This window comes from Yersinia sp. 2542 StPb PI (assembly GCF_048593855.1).
GTDB lineage: Bacteria > Pseudomonadota > Gammaproteobacteria > Enterobacterales > Enterobacteriaceae > Yersinia > Yersinia enterocolitica_E.
Genome location: NZ_JAZGQA010000094.1, coordinates 1 through 17,112 on the forward strand (window position 1 = coordinate 1; position 17,112 = coordinate 17,112).

The window sequence follows — 17,112 nt, forward strand, 5'->3', positions numbered from 1 at the left end:
CTATTTATAACTTCATTTTAAAAATAATTACTGTAAATGTGAACGTAATCTTGTAAATAAATAGTTACGGAACAATTTCATATTGCTGAATATGAGTTAATAACCGAGTACTCCTGTTATTTAGGTCGAGGTTAACATTCACTTAAAATGATATAGATCACATTTTTAGTTCTATCTAGTAAATGCAGCCCCTATCGCTGTAAACATCATTCTGTTGAGATGTGAATAATAAAGGGTGCAATTAATGCACCCTTTATCAAATAGCCGAAGACAATACTATTCGGTTTTTATTGTGGGTAAGGCACCCAGTCACCGCCATTTAATCGAATATAAGGTTTTCCCTGATATTGAATCACAATGGCATTATCGTTTTCCGATATTACCGCCGTTTGCGGCAATCCTTGTGTCAGGGCCTGCCAATCGATAGTCGGCGCAGTAAATACTTTGCCATCGACCACACGTGATACTAATTCAGAAAGCGCCAGATAGCTGCTTGGCGTATTGATAATCACCGGGCTGGCGGGCTGTGGCGCTTTGATTCCCATTAACGTAATCCCAACAGGGATATGCGTGATACTTGGGCTGGGGATATCCCTCAGGCCGGACATCTGCATTTTATCGCCAACCAGCGCGGCTCCATGCTCTGGTACCACCACCACCATAACTTTGCGGCCTGATTTTTCCAACGCCGCCAAAAACGTATTCAATTGGTCAAATAGCGTTTGGGCGCGAGCGTGGTAATCAGCCGTTTTATTGGTACCAACGAAACGGTTACCATCATGTAACGGTATGATATTCATGAAGGTTGCGCTGCGGCTATCCCCCCCTTTCTGCTGCTGTTCCAGCCAGCGGTTGAGCAGTTCCAGATCATTGTAAATTGGCTCACCATCGAAGGACGCCAATTGATTACTGATGCCTTTTTGTGACATCAGCGGTGCGCGCATATTGCCGTCATCTTGAATGTTTTGCAGATAATTACCAAATACACCTGAGTGGTCCATCATCAACTGAGATGCGAAGCCAAGTTTCGCAAGATTATCAAATAGATAACACTGCTGCTCTTGTGGCAGATAGAGGTCTTTGTGCGATGACTGGCCACAACTGGCGCGCAGTAGTCGAATAGAGGCTGGGCCACTGTAGGCGGTGGCAGAGTTGAAGTTCTTGAACAGAATATCAAACTTATTCCACAGCGGGTGCTTATCCAGTTGGATAGCTTCAATGTCTGACCAAGACAGCGAGCAGATATTAATAACTAATAAATCAAAAGGTTGCGCATCTGTTGGCAGCGATGTAGGGAATGCCGTATGGCGGGTTTTCTCCTGCTCATAAAATGCATTCAGATAAGCCGTCAGATTGGCATCGGTTGGTGGGCCACTGGCCGCCACCTGATGACTATTAGGCGTTGGCGGCTCAGCCCCCAGTGTTACTGGAGATGATGCTACCGACGTTTCAGCGGCAGGTGCCAGAGAAAATGCCGGTCCGGCGATGCTGGCAACATTCAGCCAAATCATGGCTGCAACAACAAAAACCGTCACCCGAATCCACTGTGAAATAAACAGGTAGCCCACCAGGATAACAAAGGCGGTTCCTATCATGGCCCAGTTAATAAAACGGCTAATTAATTCAATTAGATAACTGAAGCTAAAGCCGGTAATCTGCGAGCCTTGGCTCAGGATACTGTTGAGCCCCGGTAGCCAGGTGTCGTGATACAGCAAACCAATACCTATTGGGATCGCAATCCAGTGACGCCAGCGGTGGACCCTATAGGCCGGGATCGGAAATAGCAGGAAAGCAATAAACACCAAGTTGGCCAACGGATGGAAGTTCAGGTAACCAAACCACAGCAAGGCAAACTTTAGCAGGAAATAGTAGTTCCATGCGCCAAGACCACGCCAATAGCGCCACGGGCTCGGTGATTCTTGCAGTTTATTCTTTGCATTCATGGTTGTTTCTTCGTCAGTGAAGAGGAGCCATTACGCAACCAAACCCCTTCTGATTTTAAATATCGCGCAGATAAGAACAGATGTTGTCTTTTCTCCCACCAGCGTGGAAACCAACGGTGTGCCACATAACCCAGAGGGAAAAAGATAACCGCAGCGCACAGCAGGATTTGCCAGATATCGTTGAGATTCATTGGGTTCGCTCCTTGTTCGGTCCGACATTCAGTGCCAGAGGCACGGGGACTCGTCGGCTAACTTCGGCTTGCTCAGCTGTATCAATCTGTTGCGTATAGGATTTTTTGTCACCGGTCATTTGCCATGCATCGGGGGTATTCATCCGATGAATCTCAGCGATAATTGCCTGATCCTGATACCACACCCGTTGGTTACTGAAAATTTCAGCCACCGGCAAACGGAATATATACTTCAGAGCAGTATCTAAGTCATTGATACGGCAGGTGGAAAGGAATAATACCACATGGTTATCAGCTACCGTTACCACATCACCATAGCGGCGTAGATAGCACAGTGTTAGTGCTTGTCTGGCCTGTAACCCAGGGACTGTCCGCAGAGCAACCATGACACCTTTGCCGTTTTCTGGCAGTAGCGTGTTGTTCATCAGTTGCAAAACAGAGTGGCAGAACTCCGCGGGAGGTAAATAACCTTTAAGCTGAAGTGGGCGTAACGCCTCCAATAACGCATTGATATCTTGAGGAACATGCCGAGAGGAATGTTGGCCCTGAATACCTTCCAACATGGTAAGAAAGCGTGACAGCGGTGCGATGTGAGGCACGATCAGATTCGCGCCGCAGGCCAGCAATAAACGTTCATCGCTGTAACGCAGGCTGGCGTTCATTTCACGCACCACAATTTTGATAGCATCACCCCGTTGGCGGCGTATGTTATGGATCTGATGTGCTAAATCGTCGATTTGCTCACTTTGATTAAGAGCAAAAATCAATGTGGCGGCATGAGCACTTATTGCCCTCTGCGCCAATACTGCATTATTATCAAGTAGTTGCCAGTTGGTAGAGAGTGGCGGAGCGCCTTCCAAAATAGTGCGTTCCGCCAAATACAGATGCTCATCATTACGTGAAGGCGGCAGTGCCTGTTGAACTTCATCCGCCATGCTCCAGCCTTGTTCATCTGCTTCCAATCGGACTAACTGATTGGCGGTAACCCCTTTTTCAGTGCTCCACCAAGAGGCAACATACTGGGCATTATCTTGCTGCCATTGCAGGCTAGCCAATCCTTGTAAATAACGGTGCTGGCTAACTAATTGATTCTTAATTTTATTAATACCAGAACTGTGGCAAATTACGATTAACGTACAGTTTTGCGCCTCCAGCCATTGCTGAATATGCTGTAGCCACTGCTGCATCTCTTCGCCAGTGAATGTTTGCCATAAACTGGCCGGTGCTAACAGAATGAACAGTCGCTGTTGCGGCCGTAATGAACGCATTAAATCTTGAGTTAAATGTAGTAATGCTTTTCTTTGTGCCGGTAAGGTAAAAAGTGGCAATTTATAGGGGCCATAACCCACAATGTTTGCCAGTAATTTCTCAGGTTTTAGCCCGCAACAAATCAATGCGGCTCGAGTATTTTCAGATTGGTTACGAATAAGTTGCTGACAGAATAAATTAGCATCAATTTGACGTTCAATATTGACCCAATAAAACCCAGGCGCCTGCATCACGGCTAATTCATCCCAGATTTTTCGAATACCTAATGTGAAAGATCGTGGCATAGATTCTTTATCTGCTTGGTTAAAATGCGATTGGGCCAATTACTGGATAAATTCAGTTAACAATTGTAACATTGCAATAATTATTAACCAATGTCTTTACCGTGATAATAATCTAAGACTCATCTTATTGGGAGAAAGTATACTCAAATTATTGTTATAATTACTTACCATAGCCTATTTTCTAAAGGCGGATAAATGAAAACCATAATAAATCGATTTCACGCCAAAACATCGCTCGAATCTCAGGATGATCTACTAGCATTAACTCAGGCTTTCTCATTACCAACGTTAAGTTATATCGATATCGTCCGTCAGGAACGATTAACTCAGATGATGGCTCGCTGGCCATTGTTGGCTGAACTGGCACAATCCACAGGGAGTGAATAGTTTATGCCGGTACTGGCGTTACAAGGGATAAGAGGGGGGATTGGTACCACATCGGTAACCGCCGCGCTTGCTTGGGCATTGCAACAACTGAAGGAATCAGTTCTGGTGATCGATTTTTCACCGGATAATTTATTGCGGTTGCATTTCAATATGCCGTTTGATCAAACCCGTGGTTGGGCCAAAGCTGAAATTGAGGGCCAAGGTTGGCAGCAAGGGGCGATGCGCTATACCGAAGGGTTAGATTTTCTGCCATTTGGCCAACTAACTCTCATTGAAACTGAGCAACTGAACGCGTCCTTACAACAGCACCCCGGTCAATGGCGAGAAAACCTGTCTGCGTTGCAAGCCAGCGCGCCCGATTGCTGGATTCTATTGGATATCCCTGCGGGTGATAGTATATTCACGCGCCAGATTTTAGCGCTGGCTGATCTGGTGCTGGTATTGATCCATGCTGATGCCAGTTGTCATATTCGCCTCCATCAGCAAAATCTGCCTGTCGACTGCCATTTCCTGCTGAACCAATTTTCTGCCAGTAGCCATCTACAACAGGATTTACATCAGCTTTGGCTACAAAGCCTGGATAACTTATTACCTACATTTATTCATCGCGATGAAGCAATGGCTGAAGCGTTGGCGGCCAAACAACCATTGGGTGAATACAGTGGGCAAAGTTTGGCTGCTGAAGAGGTCACCACACTGGCAAATTGGTGTTTGATTACTGTGGCGAACAACAGGCTATGAACTACTTGATGCGGATGTTATTTCTGACCCCGGTTTATCAGGGGATGCGCCGTCGTTATCATCTGTATATGCAGCAAGGTTGCACCGTGCTTACCGCTTTTCTGACCACGTTGGCGCTGCCGTTGTGCTGGATTTTTTTGCGTTTTGAGTCGCCCAGTTGGCAACGTGTAATACAAAACCGCACTTACTGGTTCCCACAGATTTCACCTATTCGCCCACGGCTTGGCGATGGCCTACGGTATCTCTTGCAAGGGTTGTGGCTGCTACTGACCTATCCTGAATCGCGCAATGAAAAGAGGCTCCAGCCTGCCGCAGTCGGCAAAAAGTGGGTAAAACATACAAGACAAGGCTATATCCGTTGGCTGGGGAACATGCCCGAACGTTTTGAACTCCAGCGACTGGAACAATCGCTTATCACCCGATTAACCCCGTCATCAAAGCGCACCCGCCGGGTCCTGTTTATTATTTTGGGTATTTTCACCGGCATATTAGCGCTGCTGTGTATTTCTCAGCCGTTTGGCATGATGGCGCAGTTCGTTTTTGTGCTGCTGCTTTGGGCGTTGGCGATGGTGGTGCGACGGGTGCCGGGCCGCTTACCAACCTTAATGCTTATCGTGCTGTCTTTAACCGTCTCCTGCCGCTATCTGTGGTGGCGCTATACCGAAACGCTGAACTGGGATGACCCCGTCAGTCTGGTATGCGGCTTATTGTTGCTGTTCGCTGAAACATACGCCTGGGTGGTGCTGGTGCTGGGTTACTTCCAGACCATTTGGCCGCTTAATCGCCAGCCGGTGGCAATGCCGGATGATATCAATAGTTGGCCGACCATTGATTTGATGGTGCCGACCTATAACGAAGACCTTGGCGTGGTTAAACCAACTATTTATGCCGCTCTTGGTATTGATTGGCCAAAAGACAAAATCAATATCTATATTTTGGATGATGGTAACCGACCCGCGTTTAAAGCATTCGCTGCTGAGGTCGGGGTGCACTACATTGCCCGACCCACCCACGAGCATGCTAAAGCCGGTAACATTAACCATGCATTGAAACAGGCTAACGGTGAGTTTGTCGCTATTTTTGACTGCGACCACGTGCCGACCCGTTCTTTCCTGCAACTGACGTTGGGTTGGTTCTTTAAAGATACCAAGCTGGGCATACTCCAGACGCCGCATCACTTTTTCTCTCCCGACCCCTTTGAGCGAAACCTGGGGCGTTTTCGTCAGACGCCGAATGAAGGCACACTGTTTTATGGCTTGGTGCAAGACGGTAACGATATGTGGGATGCCACCTTCTTCTGTGGCTCTTGCGCTGTGCTGCGCCGCAGTGCGTTAGATGCTATTGGCGGTATTGCGGTAGAAACAGTGACTGAAGATGCCCATACCTCGTTGCGTATGCACCGTAAAGGATACTCCTCCGCCTATATCCGCATTCCGCAGGCCGCAGGCTTGGCAACCGAGAGTTTATCGGTGCATATCGGGCAGCGTATCCGCTGGGCGCGGGGCATGGTTCAGATCTTCCGGCTGGATAATCCGCTACTGGGTAAGGGGCTGAAGTTAGTCCAGCGCTTATGTTATGCCAATGCCATGCTGCACTTTTTATCCGGTATTCCACGCTTAATCTTTCTAACCGCTCCGCTGGCTTTCTTGTTGCTGCATGCTTACATCATTTTTGCTCCGGCACTGGCGATTGCACTCTATGTGCTGCCGCATATGATCCATGCCAGTCTGACCAACTCCCGTCTGCAAGGGAAATACCGCCATTCCTTCTGGAGTGAAATCTATGAAACGGTGTTGGCATGGTATATCGCCCGTCCGACCACCATGGCACTTCTCAGCCCACACAAAGGGACGTTTAACGTGACGTCGAAAGGGGGGTTGGTTGAAGAGCAGCATGTGGATTGGGTGATCACCCGCCCGTATATCGCGCTGGTTCTTCTCAATGTTGCCGGCCTGATTGCGGGTTTGTGGCGTTTGGGTCATGGCCCGTCGAATGAAATTATGACGGTGGTTATCAGCTTGGTGTGGGTGATTTATAACATGACGATTTTAGGCGGTGCCGTCGCGGTGGCAGTTGAAGCTAAACAAGTGCGCCAGTCACACCGGGTCGAGATAGCCATGCCAGCCGCAGTAGCTCGTGCTGATGGTCACTTGTTCTCCTGTACATTGCGCGACTATTCCGATGGTGGCGTGGGGATTGAAATGCGCGAAGCCGGATTACTGCAAGAGGGTGAGGCGGTTCATTTACTGCTCAAACGTGGGGCGCAGGAGTACACCTTCCCCTGTGAGGTGACCCGTGCCTTCGGCACTAAAGCCGGGATGCGAATGCATCAACTGAGCGTGGCACAACATATTGATTTTATACAGTGTACCTTTGCCCGTGCCGATACCTGGGCGCTGTGGCAGGATGGTTTTCCTGAAGATAAGCCAATTGAAAGCCTGCGCGATGTGTTGGCGCTGGGCTTTAAAGGATATGTCCGTATGGCCAGCTATGCGCCACCGGTAATGCGAAATGTATTAGTAGGATTTACTTCCCTGATTGCCTGGATAGCGTCATTTGTACCCCATGGCGTCGGTAAAAATCAGGCTCCGAGTAGCCAAGGCCAGACAGTGGCTCAACATTGATGATGGTATGGTGATGAGAAAAATAACGTGGTTTACCGCATTGGCTTTGGGATTGACGTCATTCACCCATGCTGAAACTCCAACGGTACCGTCAGCTCAATCGGCGGTCATGGCCACTGACGCGGCGCAGATACCCGCAATATCGGGTGATATACCGGTGCGCGACGTAGAATATTCGTTTGCCAAAATCGCGCCGCCGCCGGGGACCTTCTCCTTGCGTGGCACTAACCCTGAAGGCCAGCTTGAGTTCGGCGTGCGCAGTGATGAGGTGGTGACTCATGCGACCTTGAATCTTGAGTTTACGCCATCACCTTCGCTGATCCCGGTGGAGTCGCAGGTGAAAATCTTGCTGAATGATGAACTGATGGGCGTCATGGCGATCACCAAAGATCAGCTTGGTAAACCCACCCACCTTCAATTACCGATCGATCCGCGTTACATCACTGATTTCAACCGCTTGCGGTTAGTTTTTGTCGGCCATTATCAAAATATCTGTGAGAACCCAGCGAGCAATACCCTGTGGTTGGATGTCAGTAAGTCCAGCTCACTGGATTTGCGCTATCAATCGCTGCTGGTTAAAAATGATTTATCCCACTTTCCTGAGCCATTTTTTGATGCCAGAGATAATCGCCCGCTGATTCTACCCGTGATATTTGCTGCTGCACCTGATGTGTCGCAGCAGCGGGCCGCGGCTATTCTGGCCTCATGGTTTGGTGATAAGGCGCAATGGCATGGGCAGAACTTCCCGGTATTGTATAACCAACTGCCTACTCAGCATGGCGTAGTATTCGCGACTAACGCTCAACGCCCTGATTTCCTAAAAGATTACCCGCCGGTGAAAGCTCCAACGGTGGAAATCATCAGTCATCCGAATAACCCGTATGTGAAGTTATTGCTGATTCTGGGGCGCGATGATAATGACCTGATTACTGCGGCACAGGGGATCGCGCAAGGCAATATTCTGTTTCGTGGTCAGAATGTAACGGTGGATAAGGTTGAGCCATTAGCACCTCGCCTGCCTTATGATGCACCAAATTGGGTGCGTACCGACCGCCCGATGACATTTGCTGAGTTGCAGCAATATCCTGAGCAACTGCAAACATCGGGATTACTGCCGCCGCCGATTTCATTAGCGATGAATCTGCCACCGGATTTGTTCTTGACTCGCAGTGCTGGTATCGATATGCGCTTGATATATCGTTACACCTCAACACGTTTGATGGATGGTTCCCGCTTAAGTATCAGCTTGAATAATCAGTTTGTGCAGGATTACCCACTGTCACCGAATATGCCCGAAGACAGTAAGATCCTGCGTCTGCCACTGCTACAAGGCTTACAGGATGCCGCCAAAAGGCTAAGCATTCCGTCCTTGAAACTGGGCGCGACTAATCAACTACGTTTTGATTTTGATTACAGCACCTTGCTGGCAAGCGGTGCCGAGGGGCGATGTGAAACCTATTCTACCGCGCCGAATCACGCGGTAATTGACGGTAACTCTACGATTGATTTCTCCGGCTACCGTCACTTTATGGAAATGCCTGATCTGCGGGCATTTGCCAATGCTGGATTCCCCTTCAGCCGTATGGCTGATCTCTCCGAAACGCTAGTTCTGGTACCACCAAACCCGGCACCAGCACAGATAACCACCCTACTCAATGCGGTGGGAAATATCGGGGCGCAGGTGGGTTATCCCGCGGTCGGTATTAACATTACCGATGATTGGTCACAGGCGGCGAAGAAAGATGCAGATGTGTTGATTATTGGCACCATTCCGCCAGAACTGCGCAATGATCGAAAGATTAACGTGCTGGTGGAACAGACCCTGAGTTGGGTAAAAATGCCAAACCGGCAAACCGGCTTACCAACCATGATGGTACCGCAATCAGATTGGGTAGCAGACAGCCAGGCGACGATAAGCTCTGAAGGGGCGATGTCGGCGATTATCGGTCTACAGTCACCTCACTTCCCTCAGCGCAGTATTGTGGCGTTATTGGCCGACAGTTCGCGTGGTTATACCTTACTGAACAATGCCATGCTTGATACCGGCAAACGCGAAGCGATATTTGGCTCGGTCGCGGTTATTCGCGAGTCGGGCGTCAACAGCCTGCGAGTTGGTGAGACCTATGATGTCGGTCATTTACCGTGGTGGGAACGTATCTGGCATACCTTATCTACCCATCCGGTACTGTTGGCAGGGGTGGCCGTATTGGTCGTGGTTATGGCTGCAATGATGGTCTGGCGTGTATTACGTCTGATCAGTCGCCGCCGGTTATCACCTGATGAGCGAGATTGATGTTGAAGGTCGTGATGTTTAAGCGACAGATCTGTGCCCTGCTGCTCGTCAGTTTTGGTAGCGCAGCAACATGTGATTGGCCAGCATGGCAGCAGTTCAAACATGACTATGTCAGCGATGGCGGGCGCGTTATTGATCCCAGCAGCCCGAGGAAAGTCACCACGTCGGAAGGACAGAGTTATGGGTTGTTTTTTGCTCTGGTTGCCAATGATCGGGAAACCTTTGACCAATTATTATCCTGGACGGAAAACAACCTGGCCGCTGGGGATTTAACCGCACGTCTGCCGGTATGGCTATGGGGACAACGCAAAGATAATAATTGGGATGTTCTGGACCCCAATTCGGCCTCTGACGCGGATCTATGGATTGCATACAGCTTGCTGGAAGCGGGGCGGCTATGGGATAGCCGCCGTTACCAGACGATGGGTACTTTGTTGCTGCAACGTATCGCTCAAGAGGAAGTGGTGAATATTCCGGGCCTTGGCGAAATGCTATTGCCGGGAAAAATTGGTTTTAATGATGATGACCGTTGGCGGCTCAACCCAAGTTATCTGCCGCCACAACTGTTGGCCCGCTTTGCCTCTTTGACGGGGCCGTGGAAAGCGATGGTTAAAGTCAATCAGCGCTTATTGCTTGAAACGGCACCCTATGGTTTCTCCCCTGATTGGGTGGTTTGGCAAGAGGGCAAAGGCTGGCAACCTGATGAGACACGGCCCGATGTCGGTAGCTACGATGCGATACGCAGCTATTTGTGGGTTGGTATGTTGTCCAATAACAGCCCAGAAAAGACTATATTAATCCAGCGCTTCCAGCCGATGGCGGCGGTAACCCAACAACGTGGGGTACCACCAGAAAATACGGATACCAGTAACGGTAAAACCAGTGGTAAGGGATCGGAAGGGTTCTCGGCAGCATTACTGCCATTCTTAGCCAGTAGCCCTGAACCCTATAATCAGCAAACCTTGAGCGTGCAACAACAACGTGTGCAAGATTCGCCACCGCCCGCAGATGCCTATTACAGTGCGGTGCTGACATTGTTTGGTCAGGGATGGGCGCAGCATCGTTATAGTTTCAATCGTCAGGGTGAGCTTCAGCCCTCATGGAACAGTCAATGCGCAACATTAAAATATACTGGCTCTTAAGCTTAGCGCTGTTGTCCCAAGCCTTTACCACTCCGGCGCAGGGCGCAGAGCCTATCTCACCGACCCAGTTTTTACTGGAGCAGGTACGGCTAGGGGAAGCAACCAATAGAGACGAGTTGGTTAAGCAATCACTGTATCGCTTGAATATGATGGACTCGAATAACCCGGAAGTGGTGGCGGCAGGAATGCGCCAGGCTCTGAGACAGGGTAATTTGGCTGAAGCACAAAAACAGTTGGATAAGCTGCAACAATTGGCACCCGACTCAGAGGCTTATCAGCGGGCTAAACTGCTGTTGGCGCTGACTAAGCCGGAGGTACGCCAACAATTACAACAAGCGCGTCTGTTAGCGACCGCCGGGCGGGTGACTGAGGCCAAAGTTCAATATGATCAACTGTTGCAAGGCAAACCACCAACACTGGATCTTGCTGTGGAATACTGGCGGTTGGTCGCACGTGTACCGGGGCAGGAAGCCCTCGCCACCCAGAAATTAGCCGCGCTTGACCAACAATACCCCGGTAATGTCGCGCTGCGAATGGCCTTGGCGCGCCTGTATTTCAATCAGCAAAATGCCACGCAAGGTTATGCCATATTGGAGAAAGTGGCCGCAGACCCAGTGGGAGCTTCAGATGCCGCAGACTTGTGGATGGAGACGGTCAAAACCATGACTGTCAGTCCACAAAGCGTGGCGGCGCTGACCCATTTCCTCAACATCTTCTCGTCTGGCCCTCAGGCTAATCTCGCCCGTCAAGCATTAGCCAGCCAGCAGGCCATGCTGGCTTCACCGACTTATCAAGCGCGTTTAAGTGGATTGGCAAAAGTAGACAGCGGTGGCGGGGTGGCGGCGATCCCCGCACTAAAACAGGCACTGGCTGCCGCACCTAATGACCCCGAGATCCTCGGCGCGCTGGGTCTGGCATATGCCCGTAGTGGTGACCGTGCCCAAGCTCTGCGCTTGTTTGAACTGGCGCAAAAATCAGATAAAGATGGTCTGAAAAGCGACAAGTGGATCAGCCTGATAAAAACCAATCGCTACTGGCTGCTAAATGACGAGGGGGATAAAGCGCTGAAAGCCGGTAATACCGGGGTGGCACAACAGAAATACCAGCAAGCGCGCCATATTGATGGCAGCGACAGCTATGCATTGATTGGTTTGGCTGATGTTGCCGTGGCCCGTCATGATGATAAAACGGCCGAGCAGTATTATCAGCAGGCACTCCGTCTGGACCCATCAAACGGCAGTGCGGTACGAGGGCTAACCTATATCTACCAGCGCGAATCGCCGCAAAAAGCACTGAGTTATCTGAGCAGTTTGCCACGCAGTCAACAAGCCAAAATGCGTGACACATTAGACAGCCTGCAAGTCGATATGCTGAAACAACAAGCCGAAAATCTGGCGGCGCAGCAACAATGGCATCAAGCAGCGGAAAGATATCGCCAGGCGCTGAAGATGGCCCCGGATGATGTCTGGATAACCTACCGGCTGGCACAAGCGTTAGCGCAAGAGGGGCATTTGGTGGAAGCTGACGCACAGTTCCACCAATTAGCGAGCCGTAAGCCGAAAGACCCCGAGCAGGTATATGCCTATGCGCTGTATCTCTCCAGCACCGGGCGTGATAGTCAGGCATTGGTGCATTTGGCAACACTGCTAACCCTGCACTGGAACGATAATATCCGCGCTTTAGACCAGCGCTTGAAATTTGCTCAGCTACTGACATTAGCTCGCCAACTGCGGGCTAGTGGTGATGAAGTAGGGGCGATAACCCTATTACGTCAACAGCCAGCCAACACTGCCATTGACTTGACGCTTGCCGATTGGGCGTTAGAGCGTGGTGACTATCACGCGGCGCTGGTGGGGTATCAGCGAGTTCGGGCGCGCGAGCCACAAAACCCCGATGCTATTCTGGGTGAGATTGAGGCTTATATTGCTGAAGGCCGTCTCAGTGACGCTCGCCAATATTTACAACATGAGCCACTTTCCGGTGACGGGGTTAGCTTAAGCGCCCAGCGGCGGATAGCCAATGCCTGGTACGGTGTGGGTGAGCCACAAAAAGCGGCAGAGATCTTCCAGCACTTGAAACCGGTGGCAGCTAAAGGGGGACCCTCACAGGATAATGCATTGATATTCCGTGATTCAGGTCGATTAGCACAAGTGCAGGGGCAACCCGCTGCGGCACAAGATGATTTCAAACATGCCATGGTAGCCAGTGGTATCACACCGACACTGGCGGCGGATAACGACAGTTATACCTTGCTGACCCGCAATCAGGCCACCGATGACTGGCTTAAGCGGGGCATTCGTTCTGATGCCGCTGACCTTTATCGCCAGCAGGATACCCGTATCACGATTGATCACGACTACCTGCGGTCAAGCGGCACGGAAGGGATTTCTGATCTCCGGGCGCACAACACCATGTTGCAGGTAGATACCTCGCTGGCTGATGGTCGGGCTTTCTTACGAACAGATACGGTGCAGATGGATGCCGGGACCTTTGACAAGAATACTCGATATAAAGCCGGTACCTGTTACCAGACAGAAAAGCCATGTCAGACTAATCTACATCAACAGGCAACGGGTACCAGTGTTGCCGTGGGCTGGCAAAATGACAGTTGGGAAACTGATCTCGGTACTACACCGATGGGTTTTGATGTCGTTGATGTGGTCGGTGGGTTGGCATACAGCAATAGTTGGAATCATATTGGCTGGACCGCCACGGCGTCACGTCGGCCAATATCCAGCTCGATGCTGGCCTTTGCCGGAGCCAAAGATCCGAATACCAATGTGACCTGGGGGGGCGTGCGTGCCAACGGTGTGAGCCTGGGAGCCAGTTATGACCGAGGTGAGGCTCACGGAGTGTGGAGCGATTTAAGTTATCATTACCTGACCGGGCAGAATGTGGCGGATAACCAGCGGCTGCGCTTTATGACGGGTTATTATTACAAGCTAATCAACGAAGATAACCGCCGTGTTACCGTCGGTTTGAACGGGATGTGGTGGCATTATCAAAAAGACCTCAGCGGTTATACGCTAGGCCAGGGCGGGTATTACAGTCCGCAAAAATATCTGTCATTGGCTATTCCGGTAAACTATCGGCAGCGGACGGCTAACTGGTCGTGGGAGTTGGGTGGGTCGGTGTCTGTTTCACATTCGGCAACCAGCTCACGGGCGCGTTATCCACTGCAAAATCTGCTCAACCACAGTATCCAGACCATTCCAGACCGGTATGAACCCGATGATGGTGATAGCAGCAATGGGGTGGGTTATACCTTGCGCGCCTTGATCGAGCGCCGGTTGAGTTCGCATTGGACATTGGGGGCTGGGGTTGATATCCAGCAGGCGAAGGACTATACCCCAAGCCATGCGCTTATCTACTTGCGTTACTCTCTGGCTGGCTGGCAAGGCTCACTGGATATGCCACCACAGCCATTGGTGCCATACGCAGATTTTAAGTAATCATTGGGTCGTGATGATTTGCACGAAAAAACAACGTTAGAGTGAGAAATAGCACTCTGACGTTGCGATCCTGATAGGAAAAGACTGAAACCCACGGTATTCTTCCCCTCCGGTTTGGTTTCACCAGATAAAATCTGAACGCGATCGAGTATCATACACCCAAAGTAACCGGCTCGCTGTGAGCGAGCCATAAGCTGATGCTGGTTAGTGCTTCGAGAGTGGAGAGCCGCTAACATCGCGGCAACTTCAAGCAAGAAGGGTATACTCAGACAGCATCGACGAGTCGCCATATCACCATGGCACCCTCTTATATTATTCAGTTGGCATTGGCGGAGAGCGAGTTTGCAGGTAAGGCGTTCATTAACGATTAAACAAATGGCGGCAGTGGCAGTTGTGGCACTGGTGACCATCTGTATTTTTATCGTCCTTCAGTTGTTCCACTTTGTGCAGCAGCGCAAAGATGACTACGCCAAGCAGTTGGAGAGCATCGCATATTCGGTTCGCCAACCGTTGTCAGAAGCCATACTAAGTGTCGATGTCCCACAAGCCAAAAAAATCCTCAATAGCTTGTTACCGATTGGTATTCTCAGCCGCGCTGAAGTGATATTACCGAATCAGATTCAGGTATTACATGCTAACTTCCCCACAGAACGGCCTGTTCCACGCTGGGCTAAGCGTATTTTTTCCCTGCCAGTACAGATAACAATACCGCTGTATGCACTGGAGCGGGTATCCGCAAATCCGCAGCCACTGGCACATTTAGTGTTGCGAGCCGATTCATTTCGTATGTATCAGTTCATTCTCAGTGCACTGTCGGCCATGCTATCGACCTATTTGTTACTGGCATTGGTACTTTCGGTCTCTATCGCCTGGTGTATTAATCGCCTGATTATTCATCCATTGCGGGCGATGGCCAAAGAGCTGGAAAAGATTGGTCAGCAAGGTGTGCTTAACCACCAACTGTCCTTACCTGCCCACCATCAGGATGATGAATTAGGCGTACTGGTACACAATTACAACCGTAACCAGCAACTATTAGCCGAAGCTTATACGGATATGACCCGTATAAATACCCGTTTCCCGGTGACTGAACTCCCCAACCGCCCGTTGTTTATGGCTCTACTTGAGCAGGAAATTGCAGCTGGTATGCATGCTGAGAAATTCCACCTGTTAGTCATTGGCATTGAAACATTGCAAGAAGTGTCCGGCGTAATGAGTGAAGAGCAGCACCGGCAGCTCTTGTTGACGATGGCACAGCAACTTGAACAATGCATTGATGAAAACAGCTTGCTGGCGCAACTGAGTAAAACTGAGTTTGCAGTACTTGCCAGAGGGATCAGCCGCCCGTTCCCGGCGATGCAGTTGGCGCGGCGGATTATGCTGCAAATTACCCAACCCTTAGTCTTTGGCAATATGCAACTGCGGCCCAGCGCCAGTATTGGGATTACTGATTACCAATACCAAGATGAAACAGCCGAGTCTCTGATGGGCAATGCCAGTACTGCGATGATGGCCGCTCACCATCAGGGGCGAAACCAGATTATCGTGTTTGAGCCGCATTTGACTGAGAAAACGCAAAAGCGACTGACTCAGGAGCATGACATTTTACAGGCAATTGAAAATCACGACTTCAGGCTGTTTTTACAACCCCAATGGAATATGCAAGATCAGCGGGTTATCGGTGCAGAAGCGTTGTTACGCTGGCCCCAACCGGATGGCAGTTATCGTTCCCCTTCAGAGTTTGTCCCCGGAGCGGAAGAGGGGGGCGTGATGATGCCACTGGGTAACTGGGTACTGGAAGAGGCATGCCGCATTCTGGCTGACTGGAAAGCACAAGGGATTACCCTATCTTTGGCAGTAAATATTTCGGGTTTGCAGGTGCAGAGTGATCAGTTTTTACCGCATCTGAAAACCATCATCGATCAGTATCAAATCGACCCGCGCCAATTATTACTGGAAATAACCGAAACCGCCCGTATTCAGAATCTGGATGAAGCTCTCGGGCTACTGCGCGAATTACAAGGGCTAGGTTTGTCGATCGCTTTGGATGATTTTGGTATGGGATATTCAAGTCTTCAATATCTCAATCACCTGAAAGGCCTACCAATCAGCATGATTAAGCTCGATAAATGCTTTGTGGAGCACCTGCCAGAAGATGATGTAATGGCGCGAATTATCGCCACTATTTCAGAAGTATTAAAGTTGCGAGTGATGGCCGAAGGTGTCGAGACCGATGAGCAACGTCAATGGTTGCTAAACCACGGTATTTACTGCGGGCAGGGTTTTTTGTTTTCAGAGCCATTACCGCGAGAGGTGTTTGAGGCGCGCTACATCCTTCGTCCTTGACGCCGCAGCGTTGTTAGCGGCACTCACTCACCCGAATCACTGACTTGAGTCAGCTCATCGGGATTCGTTTGCTGGCTGCCTGGCTGCAACGACAATGACTTTGGCTGTTCCCTTCGTTCTTGACGCCGCAGCGTTGTTAGCGGCACTCACTCACCCGAATCACTGACTTGAGTCAGCTCATCCTACGGGCTAGCATAAATGCTGTCCAAATAGATTCCCGACCAATTTGTCGTTTGCTGGCTGCCTGGCCGTTTTTCCATTTCAGGGTATTGCGTTGAACCCAGCGGTAAGTTGCTCACTACTGGCTATGTGCAAATTACCAAAAGATGAGCCTTGTGTTTTTATAAAAAAAAGCATGATGTTACTTTGTGTTTATCGAGAATTAAGTGGGGTGAATGTAGGATAAATGCACTAACACAGGCAAATAAAAAATAAAATTC

At 50.0% G+C, this 17,112-nt stretch carries 10 protein-coding genes; 7 read left to right on the forward strand and 3 right to left on the reverse strand.

Annotation, left to right across the window (positions count from 1 at the left end; genetic code table 11):
- Positions 1-287: 287 nt before the first annotated feature.
- From bcsG to bcsE, 3 genes are read right to left on the reverse strand one after another with little or no spacing between them, the layout of a single operon-like run.
- A complete protein-coding gene (gene bcsG, locus V1952_RS12760; protein ID WP_420074852.1) occupies positions 288-1,943 on the reverse strand; it encodes a cellulose biosynthesis protein BcsG in 1,656 nt (551 codons plus the stop codon).
- Positions 1,940-2,134, reverse strand: a complete 195-nt coding sequence (bcsF, locus tag V1952_RS12765; protein WP_083161393.1) for a cellulose biosynthesis protein BcsF — start codon at positions 2,132-2,134, stop codon at positions 1,940-1,942. Before bcsF ends, bcsG begins: the two co-directional genes overlap by 4 nt.
- On the reverse strand, positions 2,131-3,687 hold the full coding sequence (gene bcsE, locus V1952_RS12770; RefSeq protein WP_420071071.1) for a cellulose biosynthesis protein BcsE: 1,557 nt from the start codon (positions 3,685-3,687) through the stop codon (positions 2,131-2,133). The genes bcsF and bcsE overlap by 4 nt, the downstream gene beginning before the upstream one ends.
- 195 nt (positions 3,688-3,882) lie before the next feature.
- Between bcsE and bcsR the strand changes: the two genes are divergently transcribed.
- The 7 genes from bcsR to hmsP all read left to right on the forward strand — a co-directional run bounded on the left by bcsR (position 3,883) and on the right by hmsP (position 16,672).
- On the forward strand, positions 3,883-4,074 hold the full coding sequence (gene bcsR, locus V1952_RS12775) for a cellulose biosynthesis protein BcsR (protein ID WP_083161389.1): 192 nt from the start codon (positions 3,883-3,885) through the stop codon (positions 4,072-4,074).
- 3 nt (positions 4,075-4,077) lie between these two features.
- Complete coding sequence (bcsQ, locus tag V1952_RS12780; protein ID WP_420074853.1) at positions 4,078-4,815, forward strand: cellulose biosynthesis protein BcsQ; 738 nt, start codon at positions 4,078-4,080, stop codon at positions 4,813-4,815.
- A complete protein-coding gene (gene bcsA, locus V1952_RS12785; protein WP_420074854.1) occupies positions 4,812-7,439 on the forward strand; it encodes a UDP-forming cellulose synthase catalytic subunit in 2,628 nt (875 codons plus the stop codon). Before bcsQ ends, bcsA begins: the two co-directional genes overlap by 4 nt.
- A 7-nt stretch (positions 7,440-7,446) precedes the next feature.
- Entirely contained in the window at positions 7,447-9,732 is a 2,286-nt protein-coding gene (gene bcsB / locus V1952_RS12790) for a cellulose biosynthesis cyclic di-GMP-binding regulatory protein BcsB (RefSeq protein ID WP_420071077.1), read from the forward strand.
- Positions 9,732-10,874 (forward strand): cellulose synthase complex periplasmic endoglucanase BcsZ, encoded by a 1,143-nt coding sequence (bcsZ, locus tag V1952_RS12795; protein WP_372560256.1) that lies wholly within the window; start codon positions 9,732-9,734, stop codon positions 10,872-10,874. The genes bcsB and bcsZ overlap by 1 nt, the downstream gene beginning before the upstream one ends.
- A complete protein-coding gene (bcsC, locus tag V1952_RS12800) occupies positions 10,844-14,326 on the forward strand; it encodes a cellulose synthase complex outer membrane protein BcsC (protein WP_420074855.1) in 3,483 nt (1,160 codons plus the stop codon). Before bcsZ ends, bcsC begins: the two co-directional genes overlap by 31 nt.
- Before the next feature lie 342 nt (positions 14,327-14,668).
- Complete coding sequence (hmsP, locus tag V1952_RS12805) at positions 14,669-16,672, forward strand: biofilm formation regulator HmsP (protein WP_227746572.1); 2,004 nt, start codon at positions 14,669-14,671, stop codon at positions 16,670-16,672.
- Positions 16,673-17,112 lie beyond the last annotated feature (440 nt).